The following is a 21219-nucleotide window of genomic DNA, read 5'->3' as shown; positions in this document are numbered from 1 at the left end:
TCATCGAGGCCCTCCAGCGCTGTCGTACCAATGGATCTGAATGCTTATCAGCAGGGTGCGAGGCAAACGGCCCGCTATCCCGATGTGGGCTCCAACCCCATCTACCCAACCCTGGGCCTCTGCGGCGAATCCGGAGAGGTCGCGGACAAGGTCAAAAAAGTGCTGCGCGATAGCGGTGGCGAGTTTTCCGCGGAGGTCCGGGAGTCCTTGAAGCTCGAGCTCGGTGATGTCCTTTGGTACGTCGCTCAGCTCGCCAGTGAGTTGGGCTTCAGTCTCGATGAGATCGCCCAGGCCAACCTCGACAAATTGGCCAGTCGCGCCGCCCGTAACGTGATCGCTGGAAGCGGCGACCACCGCTAAGCAGCTGGAGTCAGGCTGGATGCAGATGCACCGATCGCTCTCACGGGCCCTCGCTCGAGCGCTGAGCGCCGTGCTCGTCGTTGCTTGCACAGTCTTCGGCGCCGCCCCTGGCGCCTTGGCCGCTGGTCTGAGCGTTCACGACGTGAGCTTGGACCCCTGTCCTGCTGAAGATATCGGAGCTCAACCGCAGCTCAAGCGGCCCAGTGGCGCCAGTTGTTTTGTGCTGCGGGGCAGTGTCGATAACCCTGGTCGCAAGACGGTATTTGACACCGATGTCTTTGCCCAAATCCTGGACGCCAGCGGCGAACCAGTGCTTCAGAACCGTTCCCGAGTCGGTTCCATCGGCGATGTCGAGCAGGGCACCTCAAGCTTCGCCCTGCGTCTGGCTGTCCCAGCGGGCACCCCAGGACCGTTCAGCTTCTCCAACGTGAAAGCGCGCGGCTTCAGCGCTCCTGTTCGGACCCGTGCGGGTGAGTTTGATGACCTGCTGCCGTTGGAGCAGGCCGTCGCCGGCGCGGATCCGGCCTAGAAGAAGGCTGGATAGAAGTAACCCCGGCTCTGCTCCAGCAAGCCTTGGAGCAACTGCAGAGCCAGGAAAGCCACGATTGCTGAGAGGTCCAGGCCGCCCAGGGGGGGAATCAAACCGCGAAACACCCCGAGGTAGGGGTCGGTGATCGCACTCACGGTGGACAGCACTGGATTGCTCCAGTCGAGATTGGGGAACCAGCTCAGCAGCACCCGAACGAACAGCACGAGCGTGTAGATCGAGAGCGTTTGGATCAGGACGCCGATCAGATCGCCGAGGATGGACATGGCTGCAGCTGCGTTGGATTCACTCTATTGAGTGTGTGTGGAGGCTGGGATTGCTCTAAGCGGCCTGCTCCCACTCTTCATCGCTGAGCTCGACTGCGGGACTGGCGGGAGCTGGCTTGACCGCCTTGCGCTGGGCCACCAGCTCATCGGTCTTGACCGAGAAGGTTCGATGGAACTTCTCACTGAGGCTCAACCAGAAGGACCGTCCCTCGCTTTGGCGTTTGCGCTCGATGAAGTTCTGGGCCAGCAGCTCCTTGATGTGGTCGTAGGCCCCTGATCCCCGCAGGTCCACCAGATCGGACTGCAGGATTCGCTTTTTGATGGCAATCGTGGCCAAGGTGCGCAGGGCCGCTGTGGAGAGGTCCACCGGCAGCAGGTTCTGCACCAGATCCCCCAGGCCATCCCGCAGTTGCAGGCTGTAGCGCTTGCCCTCCTGGCGAATCTCGAGAGCGGTGTCCCTGTGGGCGTAGTCGGCCATCAGGGTGATCAGGCCCATCTCGACCTCATCACGACTGGCGCCTGCGATCTCGGCTAGCTCGCCCTGGGTCAGAGCCCTGCCCTTGAGATAAAGGATGGCCTCTAGGCGTGCGGGTAGCGAGAGATTGCTGCCGGCCCGTTGCAGGGCAATCGTGTCGCCTTCAGCGGGGATGGGCTCTTGGGTGTCGCCTGCCATATCCCCCGGCTGAACAGTGCGTTGCTCGAAAGTTATCCCACGCTCAAGCTGCCGGCCAGCTCACCCAGGAAGAGGCGATAGGCCGGATTGCTGGTCTCATCGGCGTACTGATAGCCCAGTCCATCGAGGAAGCTCTGCCATTCGTTCATCTCCGCCTCGGGCACCTGGACCCCGACGACGATGCGGCCGACGTCTGCCCCGTGGTTCCGGTAGTGAAAAATGCTGATGTTCCAGTTGGGGTGCAGGCTGGTCAGGAAGCGCATCAGTGCGCCCGGTCGCTCCGGGAATTCGAAGCGGTAGAGCAGTTCCCGACCATGGCCAGCGGCCTCACCCGTGCTGGCCGGTAGCCGACCGCCGACCATGTGCCGCAGATGGAGCTTGGAGAGCTCGTCGTTGGAGAGATCCAGGCAGGGGAAGCCGGCATCCCTGAGGCTGTGGATCAAGGCCTGTTCATCGGAGCTGCCGCTGGTTTGCACCCCAACAAAGATGTGGGCGCGACTGGGGTCGGCCAGTCGATAGCTGAATTCGGTCAGGCTGCGCTGCCCCAGCAGGGTGCAGAACTGACGCAGGCTTCCGGCCTGCTCCGGGATCTCGACCGCCAACATCGCTTCGCGGTCTTCGGTGATCTCGGTGCGCTCCGCCACAAAGCGAAGGCGATCGAAGTTCATGTTGGCCCCGCAGGCCACGGCCACCAGGGTCTGTCCCTCGCGCTGACGGCGGCTGATGTCAGCCTTCATTCCCGCCACCGCAAGGGCACCGGCCGGCTCAAGAATCGAGCGGGTGTCTTCAAAGACGTCCTTGATGGCGGCGCAGATGGCGTCGTTGTCGACGGTGACCATGGCGTCGACGACAGTTCTGGCCAGCTCAAAGGTCTGAACACCGACCTCTCGTACGGCGACACCATCGGCGAACAGTCCGACCTGCTCGAGCTTCACCCTCTCCCCTAGGGCCAGGGAGCGGGTCATGGCATCGGCATCAACCGGTTCCACCCCGATGACCTCAACGCTGGGCCAGAGGCTTTTGACGTAGGCGCCAATGCCAGCGATCAGGCCACCTCCGCCGACGGCGATGTAGATCGCATCGGGGGGCTCAGAGCACTGTCTGAGGATCTCCAGCCCAATGGTCCCCTGGCCTGCGATCACCTCAGGGTCATCAAAGGGATGAATAAAGGTCAGCCCTCGCTCATCGGCCAGTCGGTAGGCCTCCGCGCAGGCGGCGTCATAGGTGTCGCCCTCCAGCACCACCTCAGCTCCCCGGGCCGCCACGGCCCTGACCTTCATCTCTGGGGTGGTCACGGGCATGACGATCACCGCTCGGCAGCCCAAGCGCTGGGCGCCCAGGGCCACGCCCTGGGCATGGTTTCCGGCGCTCGCAGCGATCACGCCCCGCTCCAGCTCCGATGGGCTGAGGCTGGCCATCTTGTTGTAGGCGCCGCGCAACTTGAAACTGAAGACCGGCTGCAGGTCTTCCCGCTTCAGCAGAACGGTGTTCTTCAGCCGCCTGGAGAGGTTCGGCGCTGCATCGAGGGGCGACTCGATGGCCACGTCGTAGACCCTGGCCCGCAGGATTCGTTGCAGCATCTCCATGCCGGAGCCGGAGTTCTGGTTGGGGCCGGTGGCTGTCATTGCGACTGGACGATCACACCAGTCTCGCAAGCTCCTGGGATCGGTCTAGGGGTAGCCAAATCAACCCCAGAGGACGTCCGGCTCCGCGTAGGCTGAACCCCAATCTTGGCCGCAGGCATGCATCTCAGCGAGCTGACGCATCCGAATCAGCTGCATGGCCTGAGCGTCACTGAGTTAGAGGGCATTGCCCGTCAGATCCGAGAACGCCACCTGGAGGTGGTGAGCACCAGCGGCGGACACCTCGGTCCTGGCCTGGGCGTTGTGGAACTGACCCTCGCCCTCTATCAGACCCTCGACCTCGACAAGGACCGCGTGGTCTGGGATGTGGGCCACCAGGCCTATCCCCACAAGCTGATCACTGGTCGCTACAAGGATTTCCACACCCTGCGTCAAAAAGACGGGGTTGCGGGCTACCTCAAGCGCTGCGAAAGCTCCTTTGACCATTTCGGTGCAGGCCACGCCAGCACTTCGATTTCTGCCGCCCTGGGCATGGCCCTGGCCCGTGATCAACGCGGTGAGGATTTCAAGAGTGTTGCCGTCATTGGTGACGGCTCTCTAACCGGGGGCATGGCCCTGGAGGCCATCAACCACGCAGGCCACCTCCCCAAGACCCGCCTTTTGGTTGTCCTCAACGACAACGACATGTCGATTAGCCCCCCCGTCGGGGCGCTCTCGACCCACCTGAACCGGATGCGGCATAGCCGTCCGCTGCAGTTCCTTCAGGACAACGCGGAAGAGGCGATCAAGCACTTGCCGTTCATGCACGGTGAGCTGCCGCCGGAGCTCAAGAACCTCAAAGAGAGCATGAAGCGGCTCGCCGTCCCCAAGCTGGGCGCGGTCTTTGAGGAACTGGGCTTCACCTATATGGGCCCGGTCGACGGCCATGACATCGCAGGTCTGATCGACGTCTTCGAGCAGGCCCACGCCCATGAGGGTCCGGTGCTGGTGCATGTGGCCACCACCAAAGGCAAGGGCTACGCCTTCGCTGAGGCGGATCAGGTGGGCTACCACGCCCAGAGTGCATTCGATCTAGCGACCGGCAAGGCCTACCCCTCCAGCAAGCCCAAGCCCCCTAGCTACAGCAAGGTCTTCGGCCAGACCCTGGTCAAACTCTGTGAGCAGGATCCCAGGGTGGTGGGCATCACGGCCGCCATGGCCACGGGCACGGGTCTGGATCTCCTTGAGAAGGCGCGCCCCCAGCAGTATTTCGATGTCGGCATCGCTGAGCAGCATGCCGTGACCATGGCGGCTGGCATGGCCTGTGAAGGACTGCGCCCCGTTTGTGCGATCTACAGCACCTTCCTGCAGCGCGCCTACGACCAACTCATCCATGACGTCGGCATCCAGAACCTGCCGGTCACTTTTGTTTTGGATCGCGCCGGCATCGTCGGTGCCGATGGCCCCACGCACCAAGGCCAGTACGACATCAGCTACCTGCGCTGTGTGCCGAATTTCACGGTCATGGCGCCGAAGGACGAGGCCGAGCTGCAACGGATGATGGTGACCTGCTTGAACCACAGCGGTCCGACAGCCCTTCGCATTCCACGGGGTGAAGGAGAAGGAGTCCCCTTGATGGAAGAGGGATGGGAGCCCCTGGAGATTGGCCGCGGTGAACTTCTTACCGATGGCGATGATCTGCTGATCGTGGCCTATGGCTCGATGGTGGCTCCGGCCATGGCCACAGCCGGTCTGCTGCAGGAACAGGGCGTCCGCGCGGCGGTGATCAACGCCCGCTTCCTACGCCCGCTGGATGAGGCGTTGATCCTGCCGATGGCTCGCCGGATCGGCAAGGTGGTGACCATGGAAGAGGGCTGCCTCGCCGGTGGCTTCGGCGCCGCTGTGGTCGAGATCCTCAACGACAAGGACGTGCTGGTGCCGGTGCACCGGATTGGTATCCCGGATGTGCTGGTGGACCACGCCACACCGGCCCAAAGCAAGGAGGCCCTGGGCTTGACCCCGGTCCAGATGACCGAGTCCATCCTGGATCGCTTCGGCACCTTGAAGCGCCAGGCTGTGGGTGTCTGAAGCGCCTCGCGATCAGAGAACCTGGGATGTGCTGATTGCGGGCGCCGGTCCTTCCGGCTCTCGCTTGGCACAGCAGTTGAGTGCAGCCGGCGCCACGGTGCTGCTGGTGGAGGCCCTGGAGGACTTCTCGAAGAACGCCTTCAGCAGTGCCGCCCTGCCGCTCAGCGCCGTCGAGCGTTGGCAGCTGCCCGAGTCGGTGATCGCCTCTCGCTGGGACCAGTGGCAGCTCTTTGGGCCGGGGGAGAGTCGCCGTTGCTGGGCGGCCGATGCACCACTCGGCGTTGTTTTGGACTTTGCGGCCCTGCGGCGCTGGTTGGCAGATCAGGCCCTGGCTAGCGGTACGCAACTCCAGCTGGGTTGGAGGGTCTGCGCCACCGAGACCCTGAGCTCCGGTCTCGCCCAGACGCAGCTGCGGGGCCCGGGGGGCCGTGAAGCAGTGATCACCAGCCGTTTCGTGGTCGATGCCACCGGAGAAAAACGTGTGCTCATGGGTGAACCACGCCACCACCCCCTGGTCAGTGGCTCAGGGGTGGAGTGGGTGCTCCAGGTTCCCGTCGAGCGCTGGCAGGACTGGGCCGGGCGCCTGAGTTTCATGCTCGGCAGTCGTTGGGTTCCCCAGGGCTATGGCTGGGTCTTTCCCATGGAGCCCGGGCGCTTAAAGGTGGGCGTCTGCCGCCTGCACGACAGCGGGCGCTCGCAACCGCCGCTCCACCAATTGCAGCTGCAGCTGCTCGATCGCCTGGGGCTGACTGGCGACACCGTGGTGGATCGCCATGGGGGCCTGATCCGCAGCACGATTCGTCGCCGTGAAGCGCATCAACGTGGTGCTCTGGTGGGATTGGGCGACGCGGTCAGCACCGGAAACCTGCTCGGTGGCGAAGGCATTCGCCATGCCCTGACTAGTGCCGATGTTCTTGCACCCTTCCTGCTGGGGGCGCTGGCTGGGCGAGGCCGGGCACTCGCGAGCTATCCCAAACGTTTGCGCCAACAGCTGGGGTGGCGCTGGTCCCTGAGCGGCCGTCTGGCCCAACGCACCTGGCTCGGCCTCTCCGGTGAACCGGCCGATCGTCGTTTGGAGCGTCTACTCGAGGGGTTGCAGACAACGGCCAGTGCCGAGGCACTCTCGCGGTTGTTGTTTGATTACCGCTTCGAGCGCTATGGACTGCGGGCCCTGCCCTACCTGCTGGGCTGGGCATCCATGGCCACAAAAAAGCCCCCCTGCAGGAGGGGGGCTTCAGACGACTGAACGAAGGAGCGTGGATCAGACCACGCCGCGGGCGGCCAGGCCGAGGATCGCGCCCATGCCGAGGATGTGACCGAAGGAGGTGGTGGCCAGCAGAGCGGCGTGGCTCATGCCGCCAAACATGGCTGCGTTGGGAAGCTGTGCACCCTCGTTGGGGTACTTGATGGTGGCCTTGCCGATGCCGATGGCGATCACGTTGGCGATGATCATCACCAGGCCCACCTTGGGAGACCAGGCCACGGAGGCGGGGGCGATAGCCAGCAGAGGAGCGAGCATCGAAATCTTTGGGTGACACCTCATCTTCCGAGCGGCGCAGGCCAAAGGCCCCCTTCGCTTAAGACTTGTTCACCCCCTTGGGCATGAATCCCAGCAGGATCATCACGTTGCTGACGGTCAAGAACAGCTCTGCGCCCCCATGCAGTGGATCCACATCGGCCAACTGACGGCCGTAGAGCCCTTCGGCCAGCAGGGCCGCTGCAATCGTGATCAAGACAAAGATCAAGGTGAAGCCAAAGCCCCAGAGGGCTAGGGGTGGAACGCGTTTGGACTTCCAGGCCCACCAGAGAAAGGCCAGGTAAGGGAACAGTGAGGCCGCGAACAGGGGCGAGGGATCAACACTCCCGAGTTGGCTCAGACCAGCGCTGAGAGCTTGGATCAGCCCGTTCATCCCAGGGTTGCCCGCTTGCGCTGGAGATTCCAGGCCGCCAGAGCCATGGCAGCGTTGCCAAGGACGGTGCAGCCGGCCTGCAGGACGACCAGTCCGTAGAGCTCCTGGGCGTTATCGAAGAGGTGCCAGGTGCAGGCGGCCATGGCACTGATCAACGCTGGAACCATGGCCAGCGCTAGCCAGTTCCACTCCGGCTCTCCGCGCCGTTGGCCCCACCGTTGAATGGCCAGCATGGCCAGTCCCCACTCCAACACTGAGGCCACATGGATCCACCAGGTGGGTAGGGAAAGTGCGTGCATGGGCCGTTTCTAGCGGCCGCTTAGACGACGTGGGTGCTGAGGTGCTCGAAGACGGTCTGCAACACCGCAGCCATCTCGGGCTTGAGTTGGCAATCCGGGGTCGTTTTCGATGCCAGAAGAAGCAAGGCGCAGGCATCGACCAGCTGGGAGGCTTCAGCCGTGGTCATGCTGACCAGGTGCTCTTCTCCGCAGTGGGTGACATTCAAACCGGACAGGCGTTGATGTAGCGCACGCTACTGAAAAGAACGTTTCGCTTTCAAAGCGTGTGAATTTCTTCGGTTTTGTAATCAGTCTTGAGCGGATTGTTTTGCCGTGATGCTGAAGCTTTCGCGCCGGTGAAAATCGGCTTCACTGGCGCAGTGCTTCAACGCCCAAAAGCTGCATCCCTGGTGGTGTAACGCGACAACGGCCGTCAGAGAGCATTCCAGTTGCTCAAAGGCTTTCTTCAGATCCAGGCAAACCTCGGACTCCAGGATCAAGGCCGAATCCAGTTCCTGCCGGCGGCTGTTGATTCCTTTGACCTGGATCCCCGTTTCGATGGCCAACCCCTGCCTGTAGTCCTCCAGCCTGTAGAGGTTCCAATCACCACTGGGACTGAGGTTGAACTCCCAGTAGGGACGCTGGCCCGGAACGCCAAAAAAAGCTTCGAGGCAGGTGCTCTGCCAAAGACCGTCTACACGCTTGGGCTCGGCTGTTGCTTCCGGGCAAACCAGTTGATCGCTTGGGCCCTGCAACCTGAACTGCAGTTGCAGCTCGGAATCGCACAGAACGAGATTCGCTTCAACACTGCAGTCCTGGAGGAACGCTTCGTGTTGAAAGGGCTGCAGGCGAAGCACGCTTACAGGGCAGCAGGGGCCTGGTTGCTCAGGCCCACCAGCAGCGTTTGCAGCAACTCCCACTGCTCTTCGATGCTCTGGGTGAGTGCAAATTGCACGCGGGCGCGTTTGAGGTTTTGTCCGGGCGTCTTCACCTTGAAATAGGCATCGCCATTGAGGTGATCCGTGAAGAAGCGAAGACCTAGTTCGAAGCTGATCAGTCGAGCGGCTTCGGGGATGAAGCGACGATCCGATGCCGTCAGCATCGAACCGGCCGCCTCGAGGTAGCCCCGCAGGATGGCTTCGGCTAATCCCAGATCAAAACTGACTTGATCGGGGCTGCTGGCCTCCTCGCCAGCCCGGTTGCAGCAGGAGCGCAGGCAATCTCCGATGTCGTACTGCACCAGTCCTGGTTTCACCGTGTCGAGATCGATCAGGGCGACGGCCTCGCCCGTCTCTGTGTCCAGCATCACGTTGTTGATCTTGGGATCACCGTGAATCGGCCGCTCCTGCAGTTCGCCGCGCTCCTTGGCCTGCTCGAGGACGGAGCAGAAGCCTTCGCGCTCGCGAATAAAGGCAATGCAGAAGTCGGTGTCCTCGCAGGGCTCGGCTTGTGTGCGCACCAGCGCCTGCCGGTACTGATCGAGGTAGCGAGGGGTGATGTGGAACCCCTCGAGGGTGTCGTGGAGAGTCTCGGTGGGGAGGTCGTGGATCAGTTGATGAAAGCGACCGAGCCCCCGGCCCAGTTCGTAGGCCTGCCGCTCATCCTCAATCGCATCAACGCTGCGGGCCTGGCCGATGAAGCTCATGCAGCGCCAGACCTTGCCCTCTTGGCAGCGATGCCAGGGATCGGCTGAGCCCCTTGGCGCCAGCAACTGCGGGTGCTCCCAGCGGGAGCTCTGCGGTGGCTGCTCCTTCCCTGCGATATGCGCCTGCAGGGTGAGCAGGTTGCGCATCACCTGCTCCGGTGAGCCAAAAACGGCGGTGTTGATCCGCTGCAAGACATACGCTCCGCGAGCGGTCTCGACCAGATAGGTGTCGTTGACATTGCCGCTTCCCAGGGGGCTGACCTGCAACACGGTCCCTGGGGGATGAAAGACCTCAGCGGCCTCCAGGAGAGCGGCATCCATCAGATGACGCTGTCACGGAAACATCCTTGTCCTGAGGACTCGGGGTCAGCTGTTCGAGAGGACCGGCCTAGCTGGCCGTGCTCTCCCGTTGAATCTCCCGCTGAAGCTGGTAGCGGATCTGGTCCGGTGCCTTGTACTGACGGGGAAGGCAGTTGTGCAGGGTCTCGAGCCTGCTCCAGACCAGGGTTTTTTCGATGCCGGCGGTCGAACGTCCTTCGAGCAGCAGCTGTTTCAGGGCCTTGCGGTAGAGGAAGTATTTGGACTCCAGCTCACCAATCGTTAGACCTTCTGAACTCGCTGTCATCTGAAGGCCCTGTACCAGCCTTCAACCTACGCGAGTGACCGGGTGCCCTGGGCGACAGCGTTGCAGAGCCAAATCAAAAAACTTTCTCTCGATTGATTGCCCGCGCTCCATGAAGCGGCTCTCATGGACCCACCTTTGGGGCTGCCGCATGCTTGCTGCCGTTGCCAACGCCGCGCTCTTGCTGCTCTACGGAGTGGTGGGTCTTCAACTGGTGCGGGCCTTTCTGAGCCATCGGCGCCGTCTGCGCCAGAAGGCCAAGCGCTTGATCCTCGAGTTGGCCTACTCCGCGGACGAACCAACGAACGCTCCAGCTCCCTTGGGGCGCGACCGCGATTGGGCCGCTTAAGGCAGCTGGTTTGGTTTGTGGCTGATCACGGCAAAGAACGGGTCACCCGGCTGACCGAGCAGCCCCATCACGCCAGCGGCCTTTGTGGTTTCTGCGATTCGCTCGGTTGACTGCCAGCCTTGGGCCTCCAGGACCCCTGCGACGTAATCGAGATGGTCCTGATCGCTGCTATCGGTCCAGATCAGGGGTGCTTTGGTGAAGAACATCCGGTTGGAGAAGGCAACGATCACCTGACCGCCAGGCCGCGTCAGCCGCAGCAGTTCACTGGCGATGGCCTCGGGATATTGGAGGTACTGCCAGCCGGCGACGATCAAGGTGGCGTCCACGCTGCTGCTGGGCAGTGGTAGTTCCTGGTTTTGGTTGAGGTTTTGCAGCCAGTAGCTATCCAGGCGGGGGTTGGCCGCGAGTTCTTTCTCGTTTAAACCGTGCCCGATCACCCGCTCGAGGGCCTTGTCCTCTGGAAGGTGTGAGACCCAGCTGGACATCAAATCCAGCACTACGGCGTTCTTTGGAATCCGCTCTGTGTAGAGCGCGGTGAGCCGTGTGCGGAAGGCCTGGTCCAGGTGATGCACCAGCCGCGGCTCGGCATAAAACAGGACGTCATCGGATCCGTCCCACTTGCGCCTCTGGGACTCCTCCAGCACCAGAACGGTCATGGCTGATTGATCGGTCGCTGCAGTCTGCTGTAGGCATGGGCGCAGCGGCCCTGAATCCATGACCCGATCCGTTGGCTTGGTTCTTGCTGCAGCCCTGGCAGGACTGGTGGCCTGTGCCTCCCCCAACGAGGCCCAAAGCAATGCTGCTCCCGCCGCCGCGCCGCGGCGGCAACCCCGCAGTTACCCAACGGTTCCGCGTGCTGCAAGCGAGACCGCGCGTCGACTGGCTGCGCTTGAGAGCCAGTTGCGCGATCCGCAGACGCCAGCGGACCAACTCCCGGATTTGGCCCATCAACAGCAGGTGATCTATCGGGTTCTCTCGCTTGATCGACAGCGCAGTCAGGCGGTCCTGGATCAACTCCCAACCCGTTGGCGTTCCGTGGCCGAACGGCACCTGGCGGCGAGACGTGCGTTTCTGGCGATGAGCAAACGCCGCCCTGCCCAGGTGCCGGCCTGGCGGATTATTCCCCCCGAACCCCTGCCCCAGTTACTCGCCCACTACCGCAAGGCCGAAGCCGCGACAGGGATCGAGTGGGAGGTGCTCGCGGCGGTCAACTTGGTGGAGACCGGGATGGGACGCATTGACGGCGTCTCCATTGCCAATGCCCAGGGCCCGATGCAGTTCTTGCCAACCACCTGGGCGGAGCCAGGCATCGGCCGAGGGGACATCCGTAATCCCCATGATGCGATTCAGGCAGCGGCCCGTTATCTCGTGCGCCGCGGCGGTCTCAAGAACATTCGCCGTGGTCTCTGGGGCTACAACAACAGCGATCTCTACGGCGAGGCTGTTCTCCTCTATGCCTCCTTGATTAAGGAGGATCCCCAGGCCTTGGTGGGCCTGTATCACTGGGAGATTCACTACAACGCCCAGCAGGGGGATCTTTGGCTTCCGGTTGGCTACGAACAACTCCAACCCCTGCCTGTCGATCGCTACCTGCAGTTGCATCCCCGCAGCGCTCCTCCCAGGAAGCCAGGATGAGCGCACCCGCTCCTTGAGCTGTGACTGCTTCTTCCTCCGGATTCCAGCTCCCACTGACGGAGCAGTCCCTGCGTCAGCTGTTCACCAAGCCCTATGGCGCACCGGCCCCGAGCCATGGGCAATGGAAAGCGGTGTATGCACCGGATGTGCATTTTGAGGATCCCACCCAGTCCCGCGACGGACTTCAGGCCTACCTCGATGCCCAGGATGGCCTGGTGAACCGTTGCGATGATGTCTACCTGGCTCCGCACGCCGTCGCCCTGAGCGGCCAAACCGCTTTTGTCGAATGGACGATGGGGCTGAAGATCAAGGGCATTGAGTTCGTGTATCCGGGCGCGACGCGACTGCGGCTCAATGACCAGGGTCTGATCGTTGATCACCGCGACTATTTCGACTTTGTCGGCCCAACGTTTGCCCCTGTCCCCTTGATCGGTGGTTTTGTGCGCTGGCTCTACAAACGCTTCGTGGACTAAGTCTCAGGCGCTCGGTTGATCCTCCGCCAATTCAGCCACCATGACCGCTGCACAGGTTTGTTCCATCAGCTCCTGGTAGCAGGGCTCATCCGGCCGCATCTCGGCCAGTGATGTCCAGCACTGGATCACCCCCGCGCGAACCGCACGGCGCTTGATCGGCCGGCGTTCCCCTGGCGGTACGGGAGACGTCTCCAGCCAGTCGTCGATACAGCTATGCATCGCCGCAAAGACATCGGCCATCCCATTGGTTGCGTATTGAGCCGTGACCAGGTCATGGGCGACAAGCAACCCGGCCTGTCGTCCCAGGCGATCGCTCGCCGTCTGCTCATCCGTCGTCGCCCCAAAGCGAGCATCCAGCCAGGTGCTGAGCTGGATTGAGGTTTCAAGGCTGATTCCAGACTGGAAGAAGGGAGTCATGGATGGGGACATCTGTGTACGTCCTACCCGCGCTTGGAATGGGACCAAATCTCGAAGTCCATCGAGAACTTTTCGCGAAGGAACTGGCGGAAGTCCGTGTCTGGGGTCTCATCGAGGCCGGGGCCTGCACGACGCTCGATCGCCTCATCGACAAGGATGGCGATGGCCTTTGAGATCGAGTGGCGCTGCTCCTTTGAGAAGTCGCGAACCCAGTGCGCCGCGGCCTCGCTCAGGATGACTTGGTGGCGTTCGCTGGCCAATCTCTGACCTGGACCTCCCGGCAATCCTACACAGACTGTGTATCCAGTGCAAGGCTGGGTCTGGACTCAGCTGCTGGCTGACGTGTAGTGACGGAGCGCAAATTGCCAGAAGAGGCGACTGGCGATCAGGCTCACCGCGGCCATCAGCACTGATCCCAGGGCCCAGTGCCAGGACCCCTGACCCAGAAGGGCCTGGGAGGGAACGGTGGTCATGAAGGCCACCGGCAACACAAAAACAAACACCAGCCGCAGAGCCGGTGGGTAGGCACTCACCGGATAGCGCCCCGCCACGAGCGTGTAGCGGAGAACTTCAGTGGCATTCCAGACCTTCACGAACCAAATCGAGAGGGCTGCGAGTGAGAACCAGAGGCTGTAGAGAATCGCAGCACCACTGGCCAGCAAGAGTCCACCCAAGAGCAAGGACTGAGGGCGGATTTCGGGTAAGCCCAGGACCACCAGGACGCAACCAGCCAGCAAACCTGGAGCGCCCCAGGGGGAGAAGCAACGCAGGGACAGCCAGAGCTGCGAGTCCACCGGTTTCAGCAGCACGAAATCCAGGGTGCCCTGCTGAACGTGGTTCACGATCTTGCTGAGGTTCGGCTGGAGCAGGCAGCTCGTGAAGCCATCGAGCAGCGTGTAAAGCCCGAGGACGATGAGCGCTTCATTCCAAGTCCAGCCCCCAAGGGTGGACTGCCCAGAAAACAGCAGAGACAGCACAAAGAGGCTTCCGGCCAGATTTCCGAAAACAGAGAGGCACTCCAGAACGAGGTTGAGCTGGTACTCGCTCTCGGACTCCAATGAGCTGCGCCAGAACTGCAGCAGCATCGCCAGGGTTTTGGAGCGTCTCATGCGCCCATGGCTCCGTAGCGCCGCAGTCCCCTCTGCCAGCCCCAGCAACAGAGGGGGCTGAGGATCAGACACCAGATCAGCAGGCTCAAGTACCCACCGCCCAGGTCCACCGGTAGCCCTGAAAGCAGCCGTGCCGGGAAGTCGACCATCGCTGGAAAGGGTGTGGCGAGGGCGAAGCGCTGCACGGCAGGCGGAAAGGTGTCGAGTGGTGCCACCAGCCCCGAGAGGAAGAGATAGGGAATCACCAGGAGGCGATCCAAAGCCGCAGCGCGCTCACTCCAAAAACAGAGCATGCTGCTGAGGGTTTGCAGCAAAAACCGCAGGACGAACGCGCCCCACAGGGCCATGAGGCCAAGTAGCAGTTCCTGAAGACTCGGCCTCCAGAGCAACCCTGGATCGACCGCACTCAACGCCAGGAGCATGAGGGCCACAAAGGGGATGCGTGTGGCCTGTTCCGCAAGGTGTGCCGCGAAGTAACGCCACAGGGGTTGGAGCGGTTGCAGCAGAAATGGCGACAACTTGCCGCTGACCACGTCCTCTTCAAAGACATGGATCAGCCAGACCACGCTGAACTGGCGGACGATGAACGCCGCCACGAAGTAATGCCGCAGTTGTGCGGGACTCCAGCCCGCCTGACTGGCCGCACCGCTGTTTTGCCAGACCCCCAGCATGATCAGTGGCAGAACACCGGAGAGGGCCCAGAGAGCGATCTCGGCGCGGTACTCCAGCATGTAGGCGTATTGGGTGCTCAGCAGCGTCCGGGCGATCCGTAGTGACGCACGGGGCGAGCGCACGCTTAGTTCCGTCCTGCCTGTTGGAAGAGGCTGCGCATCAGCTCCTCGATCGGCGGATCATTCACTTCAAGGTCCAGGACCTCAAAGCGACTGAGAAGCGCGGCTACCGAATCCGTCAGCTGATCCCGTGGCACCAGCAGTTGAACCTGATGGTCCTGATGGGACTCGACGGTTCCGAATGCTTCAAAGGCCTCGCGCGGCTGGGGCTGATGCAGCTCCAGTCGGACCTGGCGATGGGGGCTGAGTTTGCTGGTCAGGGCATCCAAGGGGCCGTCATGGAACAACGCCCCCTCGTGGATCAGCAGGACCCGCTCGCAGAGGGCCGTGATGTCCCCCATGTAATGGCTCGTCAGCAGGATGGTTGCCCCAGTGCGCTGGTTGTAGGTGGCAAGGAAGTCGCGAACCCTCCCCTGGGCCGTGACATCCAAACCCAAGGTGGGTTCATCCAAAAACAGCACCCGGGGCTGGTGCAGCAATGACGCCAGCAGTTCGGCTTTCATGCGCTGGCCGAGCGACAGCTTTCGCACGGGGCGATGCAGTTCCTCCCCCAACTCCAAGAGATCCGCCAGTTCAGTGACCCGGCGCTTCATCTCCCGTTCGGGGATGCCATAGACCGCAGCATTGACCCGGATCGAATCCCAAGGAGGCAGGTCCCAGATCAGCTGTTGCTTGTTCCCCATCACCAGGGTGATGTCCTGCAGGAAGCCAGGCTGCCGCCGTTGCGGGATGGCTCCGGCGACCCGCAGCTCACCAGCACTGGGGTGAATCAGCCCGCTGAGCATTTTTAAGGTCGTGGTTTTCCCCGCCCCATTCGGACCAAGGAACCCCACCATCTCTCCTTCCTGGATCCCAAAGCTGATGGCCTTAACGGCATCAAGGTCCCGGTAGCGGCGTCGCAGCAGGTGACGAATGGTGCCCTGCAGTCCCGGTTGTTTCTCGGCAATCCGGTAGGTCTTGCTGAGGCCCCGCGCCAGGACCATGGCGTTGGTGGAGCTGCTCAACGTCAGAGCTCGATGCAGGCCTTGGCCTGCTCCCCCAGGGGATCAATGAATTCGACATCGAGCGTCGACTGGAGTTCCTGGGCCTGGCGCACCCGTTCACAGGCCAGATCGTTTTCGCCGCGGTTGAACAGATCCTCTGCCTCATCCGTGAGCGTCTGCAGCTGCAGCTCTTGCTCCTGGCGTTGACGCTGCTGTTCGTCCGAAGCCGCTGGTTGAGGTTGGTTCTTTGGTGGCGATTGACGGGCTGCGGGGCCACAACTCACCAACAGAGCTCCCAGGGCGATCAGACCGGCCGTTGTCCTCAGGAGCCTGGTCACCCGCCTCATCGCATCTCCCCCTATCCCAGCACCTTGGCTTGCTCGGCCGTGAGACGACCAGCATCCAGCAGGGCCTTGGTGATGCGCTGGATGTCCAGCACAGCATGGAAGTCATAGCCCTTGGCCTTCAGTCGCTCGCGGGCACTTTGATCGCGCTGACCGCCGTGATCGATAAAGACCACGACGTCGTTGACCTGCAAACCGGAGCGCTCCAGCTTGGCAATGCCCTCGAGCACACTGCCGCCACTGATCAAGATGTCATCGATCACGATCACGCGGTCTCCCTCCTGGAAATCCCCTTCGATCAGGCGCCTGGCCCCATGGGCCTTGACTTCCTTTCTTGGGTAGATCAGGGGCTTGTGCAACTGCAAAGCCAGCCCGGTTGCCGTGGGTAGGGCTCCATAGGGAATGCCCGCGATGCGATCGAACTCCAGGCCGTCCATCAGTTGCGCGTAGCCATGGAGCACCCGATGGAACAGGTTCGGATCGGAGATGATCTGCCGCAGGTCGATGTAGTAGTTGAAGACGGCTCCTGAGGCCTGGACGTATTCCCCAAACAACAGGCAGCCGATGTCAAAGAGCTCAACGATGAGCTCCGCCATGGGATCCGAGCTGGTTTGCTCGGACGCTTGATTGGCCAGCCAGAGCTCGCAGGTCTCGGCTTGTTCGGAGCGGTGCTGCTCCATCCAGCTGGTTCGCCTGCGGTTGATGCGACCTTTGAGTGCTTCGGCCTGCTCCGCTAAGTCGTCTTCAACCAGCAGGTTTTGGGGCATGGGAATCAGTAGGCCATCCGCTGAGTTGCTCAGGCCGGCCTCCAGCAGTCCATCGACCCGTTCTTCTTCGCTCCAGATCGAACGCAGCATCAGCACGCGCTCGGGTGCGGCCTGTCTGACCCGAGAGAGGACCTTGGGGTCACTGGTTCCCACCTCCAATAGGACCTGGTCTGGGGTGCCCCAAAGTTGGCTCTCCCGCACGATCTGCAGGAATAGGGGATCGCTGTCGTTGGGGTGGTACTGGATTCGTTTGGCAGCCGGGTTGGAGCTGCGGCAGGTGATGACGACTGCCTTGTCTCGATACAGCAAAAACGGAGCGGCGATGTCCTGACCCGCCAGGGGAGAGAGGGTGACCGCATCGACGCCCAGGTCTTTGAACAGGTAGTGGGCGAGGGCCGTTGAAGAATTCAGATCGCCGTGTTTGGCGTCGATGATCAGGGGGAGATCGCGCGGCACCAGATCGCGCACCTCCAGCAGCAACTCCAGTCCGAGTGGGCCCAGGGCTTGGTAGAAGCCGAGGCTGGCCTTGATCGCACAGACGTGGGGACTGGTTTCCTCCACCACCGCCTTAATCCAGTGCCTGGCCTGACTCAGGAAGGAACGGTTGCCCATCCCCCGGCGCAGAGCCCAGCTCTGCAACATCTCGGGGTTCGGGTCGAGTCCCGTCATCAGCAGGGACTGACGCTCTGCGATGGCTTCAGTGAGTTGAACGAAGAAGCCCATCGCCCGCTGGCGGCTTGAGTCGTTGTTAAGGGATCCCTGGCGCCCTGGGAAAGGGCATGACACAGCTCGTTGCAAAACGGAGCAGTCTCATGTGCCCATCAAGGTCGGGGCTGGGGCTTGAACCACGGCAGCCTCAAAGGGGTTCTGGCGACAGAGCCGCTGCAGTTGAGCCTCAGGAGGCTCGCGAGACTCGCTGCCGATGCCTGGCTTCTGGGCTTTGGCTTTGCGATGGTTTGGAACCCACTCAAGCCTCATGAGCTGGCAAGAACTTGAGCGCTTGGTCGTCGATGCGGAGACCCGTCCGCACTTGCGTCACCTGCTGCGGCGCTGCCGCGATGACAACGGTCTCTTGCTGCAGGCTCGTCTCCTGGGCTATCGCATTACCCGCGTCGATCTGCAGCAGGCCTGGCTACAGCACCGCCAGGACGAAGAGCTCAAGTCCTTGCAAGGCTGAGGGGGATAGCTCTGGATCTGGCCCCCAGCGCTGGATGCCAGTGAGAGCCCACGGTTCGATCCGTTCGCTGCATTCCCTGCGTGAATCTCGAGCTCGATCGACGTTGTTTGGAACTCGCGGTCGCGGACCTCAGGGCGCTGCCCAGCTCCGATCGACCGACGGCCATCGGTCATCTGCGCGCGATCGACTCAGCCTTGGCGGAGAAGCTGACTCTGGAGCTGCTCTTGGAGTTCAGCTGACGCTCAGCAGTCCCTCGCCGCCAGCACCTGGGCCTGCCCCTTGCCGTCCCGTCCGATGGGTTGGGGGTCGAAGTCATCAGCACTGACATCAAAACTGCCGCTGTTGCACCAGAGGGTGAGTTCGCGCTTGGTGTAGCTGCCCAGGGCTCTCCCCTTGCCCTGTTGCATCGCCATCCCAACGCACTGGTCCTGACTGCCCCAGACGCAGCTGGCCGCACCGAGAAGCCCCCCGATCAGATTCGTCGCGATCTGCTGGCCCCGCTCAATTTCGAAACGCCGCACCTCATAGCGCCGTGCCCCCAGCAGGGAATCCCCTGGCTCCCCGGGGAGTGGCCGGCTGAAGGTTTCGTTGGTGTCAACGGTCCAGTTCCCCACCGACTGCCCCGGTTGGAGCTGGCTGCTCAACCCCAGGGTCAGGGCCTGAAAGCGATCCTTGGGATAGCCGTGGTGCTGCCTTGAGATGCGCTCGTAGTCGCCCATCTCAAAGAGCAGATTCGCCGTATTGGAGAAGTCGTCCACCTGGAGTGCGCCGACATTCATCAGCCAGCCGAGAAAGACTCCGGTTCGCCAGTCGGCAGCGAGTTCCTCCTGTTTGACGGTGAGCCCCATGCCGCCACTGAAGGGGCCGAGCCCCTTTTCTCGGTTGACGTGATGGCCCCACTCATGGGCCAAGACGGCCAGATCCAGCAAGAGCAGGGCAGCATCGCTCTGGCCCTTGGCTGCTCTGACGCTCTTGCGCAGTTCCAGGGCCATGGCGATTTGTTTGCTGGGGGGGCAATAGAAGGCCATGGGATGGCGCACCTCCTTCACCCCGCAACCATCGGCGCGATCGCCCGCGAAGAGCAGTTGTGGCTTGACCTTGGTGCCCCAATGGCGGTGGAGCAGCTCATGGGCCTCCCGGAGATAGGCCTGGCGTTGGCTGGCTTGTCGGGACGCCTCGAGCTTCAGGGCATCTTTGGCGGATGCGGCTTCCAGAACCGGTGGGGGTTCCATGCCGGGTGCCCAGGGCTGGGCCGAAGCGCCAAGGGCCATGGCGAGGCTGATCAGGAGCGAACCCAGCGGTTTGCCAAAGCCTGCTCGAGGGATGAGATGAGTCATGGTCTTGATCGCGAGACCACCGCAGCGGCGAGCAGCCCCCCTGCGAAGCCGCTGGCATGGCCGATCCAGCTCACCCCAGCTGGGGTGAAGAACGGCAAAAGACTGGGGAGAATTCCGCCATAGATCAGCAGGACCGCCAGCGACAGAAGCATGGTCAATGGTCTGCGCTCCAGCCAGCCAATCAACAACAGGTAACCCAGTAATCCATAGACCACACCTGAGAGGCCGTGGGCGCCATTGGGCCACCACAGCCAGACCGGAATGGCTGTGAACAACACAGCGGCCCAGACGGCCAAATAGTCCCACTTGCTCTTGAAGCAGACCAGCCAGGAGAGGGGAAGAAACAAGCCGCTATTGGCGAGGAGATGTCCCCAACCGCCGTGGCTGAAGGGGGCGGTCAGGATCCCCAAGGCCGGACCACCGGGAAGCATCGGCAAGTTCCACTGCCCGCGAAAGAGCAGTTGATCGATTCCCTCCTGCAGCCAAGCCAATGCCAGCAGAGCCAGCGGGATCAGCAGCGCCGCCTTGAGATCCCGCGTCATGCCCTCAGGAGCTGGATCTCCATGACGGCCAGCGCTTCATCAGGCAGGCCAAGAAAGGCATTGAGCCATGCGTCCTGGCAGGGGGCGATGCTGGCGACCCCCACCAGTTGCCCCCTGCCGTCCTGGTCGAGGGGTCGCCCTTGACGGCGGTGCCGCAGCCCCTCGATGGACCCGCTGGTCAGTGCGGTGTCCACGACGAGATCTGAGGCTTGGTAGACGGGTTGACGGGCAGGTCCCAGGGTGAAGCGAAAGCGAGATCGGAAGCGCAGGCTCAGGGCGCCGCTGCTCGGGTCCAGCTCGCCCTCGAGCTGTTCTGGCTGGATCTGAACGCTGATCCCTGGGGGCAGCGGAAGGCCCAAGAGCCGGGCTGTTTGGCAGTCCAAAGGGGGGATGGTCAGCCCTGCCATGGGCACCTTCAGTGCGAGGCGCCCCTGTTGATCGGCAGGGGATTGGAGGACGGGGCCCCCACCACTCGAAGCGTTGTACGAAAACGGGGGGAAGCGTCCGATGACCAATTGACACTGGGCCCCCGTTCGGAGCTGCCAGGTATTGGTCTCAGAAGCCCGTGCGGAAGCGATCAAGTTTTCCTTGGCCGTGCCAATCGGCCAGGTCCTCGTACCCGCCGATCATCGCCCCCTCAATCCAGATCTGGGGCAGTGAGCCCGCCTCCGGTGGGGCCAGCTCGAACGGAATTCCCAGGCTGCGCAGCATGCGCATCGCGCGGTTCGACCAGGGGCATCCCTCGGCAACAGCAAGCCGGATTCGCGGTTGAGCAGTGGAGGAAGGAGCGCGCGTGGGGGCGGCTTGCTTCAGCAGACCCACCAATAAATCGGCACCTTTGAGCACTTCACTGCCGTGCTCGAGATGTCCGCCCCAAACCTGGCACTCGCCATCGGAGAAGCTCAGGTGCAGGTGCACACCCTGAGGGGAGATCGTCCCCTGCAGGCTGATGATTTCGAGTTCTCCCGTCAGCACAGTGGGTTGGTCACTGCCGGGGCAAGCAAAAGCGACCCTGCTCAGGTTGCCGACAATGCTCAGTACAAATCCTTCGGCCTGCTGCTGCTGGGCTAGCTCTTCAAGGCTTTTGCGAAGGTCGGCGCCAGGGCCGAGGTGAATCGCTTGAGGCTCCATGCCTGTCGTCAGGCGCCGATTTTTTCATTCGGGACCCACTGGGCTAGGCGCTGTTCGTGGCGCACCAGCTGGTAGCGGTTGAAATCCGTGGGTGAGTTGCCGTAACGGAGCTTGAGCTCGTGCAGTTCCTGACGCATGGACTGCAGGACGGGATTGTTCTCGTTCACTCCCTGAACTCAAACCTAAAGCCAACCTTAAGTCCCTTTTTGGCGC

Annotated in this window: 32 protein-coding genes; 9 read left to right on the top strand and 23 right to left on the bottom strand. The window is 62.4% G+C overall.

Annotation, left to right across the window (positions count from 1 at the left end):
- Nucleotides 1-30: 30 nt before the first annotated feature.
- Nucleotides 31-360 (top strand): nucleoside triphosphate pyrophosphohydrolase family protein, encoded by a 330-nt coding sequence (locus QZ186_RS00935; RefSeq protein ID WP_247478644.1) that lies wholly within the window; start codon nt 31-33, stop codon nt 358-360.
- A 19-nt stretch (nt 361-379) separates the two neighbouring features.
- Nucleotides 380-889, top strand: coding sequence for a hypothetical protein (locus tag QZ186_RS00930; protein WP_296415157.1), 510 nt, complete (start codon nt 380-382; stop codon nt 887-889).
- Here the strand turns inward: QZ186_RS00930 and QZ186_RS00925 are convergent.
- From QZ186_RS00925 to ilvA, 3 genes are read right to left on the bottom strand one after another with little or no spacing between them, the layout of a single operon-like run.
- On the bottom strand, nt 886-1173 hold the full coding sequence (locus QZ186_RS00925; RefSeq protein WP_296415156.1) for a YggT family protein: 288 nt from the start codon (nt 1171-1173) through the stop codon (nt 886-888). The two genes, QZ186_RS00930 and QZ186_RS00925, sit on opposite strands and share 4 nt — an antisense overlap.
- Before the next feature lie 55 nt (nt 1174-1228).
- Nucleotides 1229-1846 carry an SMC-Scp complex subunit ScpB gene (gene scpB / locus QZ186_RS00920; protein ID WP_296415155.1) on the bottom strand — a complete coding sequence of 206 codons (618 nt, stop codon included), beginning with the start codon at nt 1844-1846 and terminating at the stop codon, nt 1229-1231.
- 32 nt (nt 1847-1878) lie between these two features.
- Nucleotides 1879-3471 (bottom strand): threonine ammonia-lyase, biosynthetic, encoded by a 1593-nt coding sequence (gene ilvA, locus QZ186_RS00915; protein ID WP_296415154.1) that lies wholly within the window; start codon nt 3469-3471, stop codon nt 1879-1881.
- A 117-nt stretch (nt 3472-3588) separates the two neighbouring features.
- Between ilvA and dxs the strand changes: the two genes are divergently transcribed.
- The gene (gene dxs, locus QZ186_RS00910) at nt 3589-5496 is read left to right on the top strand and encodes a 1-deoxy-D-xylulose-5-phosphate synthase (RefSeq protein WP_296415153.1); all 1908 of its coding nucleotides are present in this window, start codon (nt 3589-3591) and stop codon (nt 5494-5496) included.
- Nucleotides 5489-6742 (top strand): NAD(P)/FAD-dependent oxidoreductase, encoded by a 1254-nt coding sequence (locus QZ186_RS00905; protein WP_296415152.1) that lies wholly within the window; start codon nt 5489-5491, stop codon nt 6740-6742. Before dxs ends, QZ186_RS00905 begins: the two co-directional genes overlap by 8 nt.
- A gap of 15 nt (nt 6743-6757) precedes the next feature.
- Here QZ186_RS00905 and psaK read toward each other — a convergent pair whose 3' ends face one another.
- From psaK to QZ186_RS00870, 7 genes are all read right to left on the bottom strand, one after another.
- A complete protein-coding gene (gene psaK / locus QZ186_RS00900; protein WP_010317232.1) occupies nt 6758-7015 on the bottom strand; it encodes a photosystem I reaction center subunit PsaK in 258 nt (85 codons plus the stop codon).
- A gap of 58 nt (nt 7016-7073) precedes the next feature.
- Complete coding sequence (locus QZ186_RS00895; protein ID WP_247478636.1) at nt 7074-7406, bottom strand: DUF3593 domain-containing protein; 333 nt, start codon at nt 7404-7406, stop codon at nt 7074-7076.
- Nucleotides 7403-7705, bottom strand: coding sequence for a DUF2499 domain-containing protein (locus tag QZ186_RS00890; RefSeq protein ID WP_029626326.1), 303 nt, complete (start codon nt 7703-7705; stop codon nt 7403-7405). Before QZ186_RS00890 ends, QZ186_RS00895 begins: the two co-directional genes overlap by 4 nt.
- Nucleotides 7706-7725: 20 nt before the next feature.
- Nucleotides 7726-7872, bottom strand: a complete 147-nt coding sequence (locus QZ186_RS00885) for a hypothetical protein (RefSeq protein ID WP_232197302.1) — start codon at nt 7870-7872, stop codon at nt 7726-7728.
- Between the two features lie 120 nt (nt 7873-7992).
- Entirely contained in the window at nt 7993-8541 is a 549-nt protein-coding gene (locus QZ186_RS00880; protein ID WP_247478631.1) for a DOMON-like domain-containing protein, read from the bottom strand.
- A 2-nt stretch (nt 8542-8543) separates the two neighbouring features.
- The gene (locus QZ186_RS00875) at nt 8544-9650 is read right to left on the bottom strand and encodes a phosphotransferase enzyme family protein (protein WP_247478629.1); all 1107 of its coding nucleotides are present in this window, start codon (nt 9648-9650) and stop codon (nt 8544-8546) included.
- Nucleotides 9651-9717: 67 nt separating this feature from the next.
- Nucleotides 9718-9954, bottom strand: a complete 237-nt coding sequence (locus tag QZ186_RS00870) for a DUF3136 domain-containing protein (protein ID WP_010317220.1) — start codon at nt 9952-9954, stop codon at nt 9718-9720.
- 148 nt (nt 9955-10102) lie between these two features.
- Between QZ186_RS00870 and QZ186_RS00865 the strand changes: the two genes are divergently transcribed.
- Nucleotides 10103-10300: a hypothetical protein gene (locus QZ186_RS00865; RefSeq protein ID WP_247478627.1), complete on the top strand. Its 198-nt coding sequence runs from the start codon at nt 10103-10105 to the stop codon at nt 10298-10300.
- On the opposite strand, the gene QZ186_RS00860 is transcribed toward QZ186_RS00865, so the two are convergent.
- Nucleotides 10297-10956, bottom strand: a complete 660-nt coding sequence (locus QZ186_RS00860) for a class I SAM-dependent methyltransferase (RefSeq protein ID WP_296415149.1) — start codon at nt 10954-10956, stop codon at nt 10297-10299. The genes QZ186_RS00865 and QZ186_RS00860 overlap by 4 nt on opposite strands.
- A gap of 58 nt (nt 10957-11014) precedes the next feature.
- Here QZ186_RS00860 and QZ186_RS00855 point away from each other — a divergent pair, with 58 nt between their 5' ends.
- Nucleotides 11015-11935: a transglycosylase SLT domain-containing protein gene (locus QZ186_RS00855; protein WP_296415148.1), complete on the top strand. Its 921-nt coding sequence runs from the start codon at nt 11015-11017 to the stop codon at nt 11933-11935.
- A 20-nt stretch (nt 11936-11955) separates the two neighbouring features.
- Nucleotides 11956-12408, top strand: a complete 453-nt coding sequence (locus tag QZ186_RS00850) for a nuclear transport factor 2 family protein (RefSeq protein WP_010317215.1) — start codon at nt 11956-11958, stop codon at nt 12406-12408.
- 3 nt (nt 12409-12411) lie between these two features.
- Here the strand turns inward: QZ186_RS00850 and QZ186_RS00845 are convergent, their stop codons facing one another.
- The 7 genes from QZ186_RS00845 to QZ186_RS00815 all read right to left on the bottom strand — a co-directional run bounded on the left by QZ186_RS00845 (nt 12412) and on the right by QZ186_RS00815 (nt 17542).
- On the bottom strand, nt 12412-12825 hold the full coding sequence (locus tag QZ186_RS00845; RefSeq protein WP_029626323.1) for a hypothetical protein: 414 nt from the start codon (nt 12823-12825) through the stop codon (nt 12412-12414).
- A gap of 23 nt (nt 12826-12848) precedes the next feature.
- Nucleotides 12849-13085, bottom strand: a complete 237-nt coding sequence (locus QZ186_RS00840; RefSeq protein WP_247478622.1) for a hypothetical protein — start codon at nt 13083-13085, stop codon at nt 12849-12851.
- Between the two features lie 66 nt (nt 13086-13151).
- Nucleotides 13152-13934, bottom strand: coding sequence for an ABC-2 family transporter protein (locus tag QZ186_RS00835; RefSeq protein ID WP_296415145.1), 783 nt, complete (start codon nt 13932-13934; stop codon nt 13152-13154).
- Nucleotides 13931-14665 carry an ABC-2 family transporter protein gene (locus QZ186_RS00830; protein WP_296415183.1) on the bottom strand — a complete coding sequence of 245 codons (735 nt, stop codon included), beginning with the start codon at nt 14663-14665 and terminating at the stop codon, nt 13931-13933. Before QZ186_RS00830 ends, QZ186_RS00835 begins: the two co-directional genes overlap by 4 nt.
- A 65-nt stretch (nt 14666-14730) precedes the next feature.
- Nucleotides 14731-15708: an ATP-binding cassette domain-containing protein gene (locus QZ186_RS00825; protein ID WP_296415181.1), complete on the bottom strand. Its 978-nt coding sequence runs from the start codon at nt 15706-15708 to the stop codon at nt 14731-14733.
- 23 nt (nt 15709-15731) lie between these two features.
- Nucleotides 15732-16046 (bottom strand): hypothetical protein, encoded by a 315-nt coding sequence (locus QZ186_RS00820; protein WP_247478621.1) that lies wholly within the window; start codon nt 16044-16046, stop codon nt 15732-15734.
- Nucleotides 16047-16066: 20 nt separating this feature from the next.
- On the bottom strand, nt 16067-17542 hold the full coding sequence (locus QZ186_RS00815) for a bifunctional orotidine-5'-phosphate decarboxylase/orotate phosphoribosyltransferase (protein ID WP_296415143.1): 1476 nt from the start codon (nt 17540-17542) through the stop codon (nt 16067-16069).
- A 253-nt stretch (nt 17543-17795) separates the two neighbouring features.
- On the opposite strand from QZ186_RS00815, the gene QZ186_RS00810 reads away from it, so the two are divergent.
- Nucleotides 17796-17996, top strand: coding sequence for a Nif11-like leader peptide family natural product precursor (locus tag QZ186_RS00810; protein ID WP_010317201.1), 201 nt, complete (start codon nt 17796-17798; stop codon nt 17994-17996).
- Between the two features lie 80 nt (nt 17997-18076).
- Nucleotides 18077-18235, top strand: coding sequence for a hypothetical protein (locus QZ186_RS00805; RefSeq protein ID WP_296415140.1), 159 nt, complete (start codon nt 18077-18079; stop codon nt 18233-18235).
- Between the two features lie 3 nt (nt 18236-18238).
- Here the strand turns inward: QZ186_RS00805 and QZ186_RS00800 are convergent, their stop codons facing one another.
- The 5 genes from QZ186_RS00800 to QZ186_RS00780 all read right to left on the bottom strand — a co-directional run bounded on the left by QZ186_RS00800 (nt 18239) and on the right by QZ186_RS00780 (nt 21173).
- Nucleotides 18239-19333 carry a zinc peptidase gene (locus QZ186_RS00800; RefSeq protein WP_296415138.1) on the bottom strand — a complete coding sequence of 365 codons (1095 nt, stop codon included), beginning with the start codon at nt 19331-19333 and terminating at the stop codon, nt 18239-18241.
- Nucleotides 19330-19875, bottom strand: a complete 546-nt coding sequence (locus tag QZ186_RS00795) for a rhomboid family intramembrane serine protease (RefSeq protein ID WP_010317198.1) — start codon at nt 19873-19875, stop codon at nt 19330-19332. Before QZ186_RS00795 ends, QZ186_RS00800 begins: the two co-directional genes overlap by 4 nt.
- Entirely contained in the window at nt 19872-20282 is a 411-nt protein-coding gene (locus QZ186_RS00790) for a hypothetical protein (RefSeq protein WP_232197301.1), read from the bottom strand. The genes QZ186_RS00795 and QZ186_RS00790 overlap by 4 nt, the downstream gene beginning before the upstream one ends.
- Before the next feature lie 148 nt (nt 20283-20430).
- The gene (locus QZ186_RS00785) at nt 20431-21006 is read right to left on the bottom strand and encodes a DUF296 domain-containing protein (RefSeq protein ID WP_296415137.1); all 576 of its coding nucleotides are present in this window, start codon (nt 21004-21006) and stop codon (nt 20431-20433) included.
- A gap of 8 nt (nt 21007-21014) precedes the next feature.
- Nucleotides 21015-21173 (bottom strand): hypothetical protein, encoded by a 159-nt coding sequence (locus tag QZ186_RS00780; RefSeq protein WP_010317195.1) that lies wholly within the window; start codon nt 21171-21173, stop codon nt 21015-21017.
- Nucleotides 21174-21219 lie beyond the last annotated feature (46 nt).

It is taken from the genome of Vulcanococcus sp. DEBay_Sum29NL08_54 (assembly GCF_017859255.1).
Classification (GTDB): Bacteria; Cyanobacteriota; Cyanobacteriia; order PCC-6307; family Cyanobiaceae; genus Vulcanococcus.
The sequence above is the reverse complement of the archived record's forward strand: the minus strand, read 5'-3'. Positions and strand labels throughout refer to the sequence as shown.

What these genes read in the sequence shown, in the direction of transcription:
- QZ186_RS00935 (WP_247478644.1), top strand. Translation starts at nt 31, where the DNA reads ATGGATCTGAATGCTTATCAGCAGGGTGCGAGGCAAACGGCCCGCTAT.
- QZ186_RS00930 (WP_296415157.1), top strand. Translation starts at nt 380, where the DNA reads ATGCAGATGCACCGATCGCTCTCACGGGCCCTCGCTCGAGCGCTGAGC.
- QZ186_RS00925 (WP_296415156.1), bottom strand. Translation starts at nt 1,173, where the DNA reads ATGTCCATCCTCGGCGATCTGATCGGCGTCCTGATCCAAACGCTCTCG.
- scpB (WP_296415155.1), bottom strand. Translation starts at nt 1,846, where the DNA reads ATGGCAGGCGACACCCAAGAGCCCATCCCCGCTGAAGGCGACACGATT.
- ilvA (WP_296415154.1), bottom strand. Translation starts at nt 3,471, where the DNA reads ATGACAGCCACCGGCCCCAACCAGAACTCCGGCTCCGGCATGGAGATG.
- dxs (WP_296415153.1), top strand. Translation starts at nt 3,589, where the DNA reads ATGCATCTCAGCGAGCTGACGCATCCGAATCAGCTGCATGGCCTGAGC.
- psaK (WP_010317232.1), bottom strand. Translation starts at nt 7,015, where the DNA reads ATGCTCGCTCCTCTGCTGGCTATCGCCCCCGCCTCCGTGGCCTGGTCT.
- QZ186_RS00895 (WP_247478636.1), bottom strand. Translation starts at nt 7,406, where the DNA reads ATGAACGGGCTGATCCAAGCTCTCAGCGCTGGTCTGAGCCAACTCGGG.
- QZ186_RS00890 (WP_029626326.1), bottom strand. Translation starts at nt 7,705, where the DNA reads ATGCACGCACTTTCCCTACCCACCTGGTGGATCCATGTGGCCTCAGTG.
- QZ186_RS00885 (WP_232197302.1), bottom strand. Translation starts at nt 7,872, where the DNA reads ATGACCACGGCTGAAGCCTCCCAGCTGGTCGATGCCTGCGCCTTGCTT.
- QZ186_RS00875 (WP_247478629.1), bottom strand. Translation starts at nt 9,650, where the DNA reads ATGGATGCCGCTCTCCTGGAGGCCGCTGAGGTCTTTCATCCCCCAGGG.
- QZ186_RS00870 (WP_010317220.1), bottom strand. Translation starts at nt 9,954, where the DNA reads ATGACAGCGAGTTCAGAAGGTCTAACGATTGGTGAGCTGGAGTCCAAA.
- QZ186_RS00865 (WP_247478627.1), top strand. Translation starts at nt 10,103, where the DNA reads ATGCTTGCTGCCGTTGCCAACGCCGCGCTCTTGCTGCTCTACGGAGTG.
- QZ186_RS00860 (WP_296415149.1), bottom strand. Translation starts at nt 10,956, where the DNA reads ATGACCGTTCTGGTGCTGGAGGAGTCCCAGAGGCGCAAGTGGGACGGA.
- QZ186_RS00855 (WP_296415148.1), top strand. Translation starts at nt 11,015, where the DNA reads ATGACCCGATCCGTTGGCTTGGTTCTTGCTGCAGCCCTGGCAGGACTG.
- QZ186_RS00845 (WP_029626323.1), bottom strand. Translation starts at nt 12,825, where the DNA reads ATGACTCCCTTCTTCCAGTCTGGAATCAGCCTTGAAACCTCAATCCAG.
- QZ186_RS00835 (WP_296415145.1), bottom strand. Translation starts at nt 13,934, where the DNA reads ATGAGACGCTCCAAAACCCTGGCGATGCTGCTGCAGTTCTGGCGCAGC.
- QZ186_RS00830 (WP_296415183.1), bottom strand. Translation starts at nt 14,665, where the DNA reads ATGCTGGAGTACCGCGCCGAGATCGCTCTCTGGGCCCTCTCCGGTGTT.
- QZ186_RS00825 (WP_296415181.1), bottom strand. Translation starts at nt 15,708, where the DNA reads ATGGTCCTGGCGCGGGGCCTCAGCAAGACCTACCGGATTGCCGAGAAA.
- QZ186_RS00815 (WP_296415143.1), bottom strand. Translation starts at nt 17,542, where the DNA reads ATGGGCTTCTTCGTTCAACTCACTGAAGCCATCGCAGAGCGTCAGTCC.
- QZ186_RS00810 (WP_010317201.1), top strand. Translation starts at nt 17,796, where the DNA reads ATGAGCTGGCAAGAACTTGAGCGCTTGGTCGTCGATGCGGAGACCCGT.
- QZ186_RS00800 (WP_296415138.1), bottom strand. Translation starts at nt 19,333, where the DNA reads ATGACTCATCTCATCCCTCGAGCAGGCTTTGGCAAACCGCTGGGTTCG.
- QZ186_RS00795 (WP_010317198.1), bottom strand. Translation starts at nt 19,875, where the DNA reads ATGACGCGGGATCTCAAGGCGGCGCTGCTGATCCCGCTGGCTCTGCTG.
- QZ186_RS00790 (WP_232197301.1), bottom strand. Translation starts at nt 20,282, where the DNA reads ATGGCAGGGCTGACCATCCCCCCTTTGGACTGCCAAACAGCCCGGCTC.
- QZ186_RS00785 (WP_296415137.1), bottom strand. Translation starts at nt 21,006, where the DNA reads ATGGAGCCTCAAGCGATTCACCTCGGCCCTGGCGCCGACCTTCGCAAA.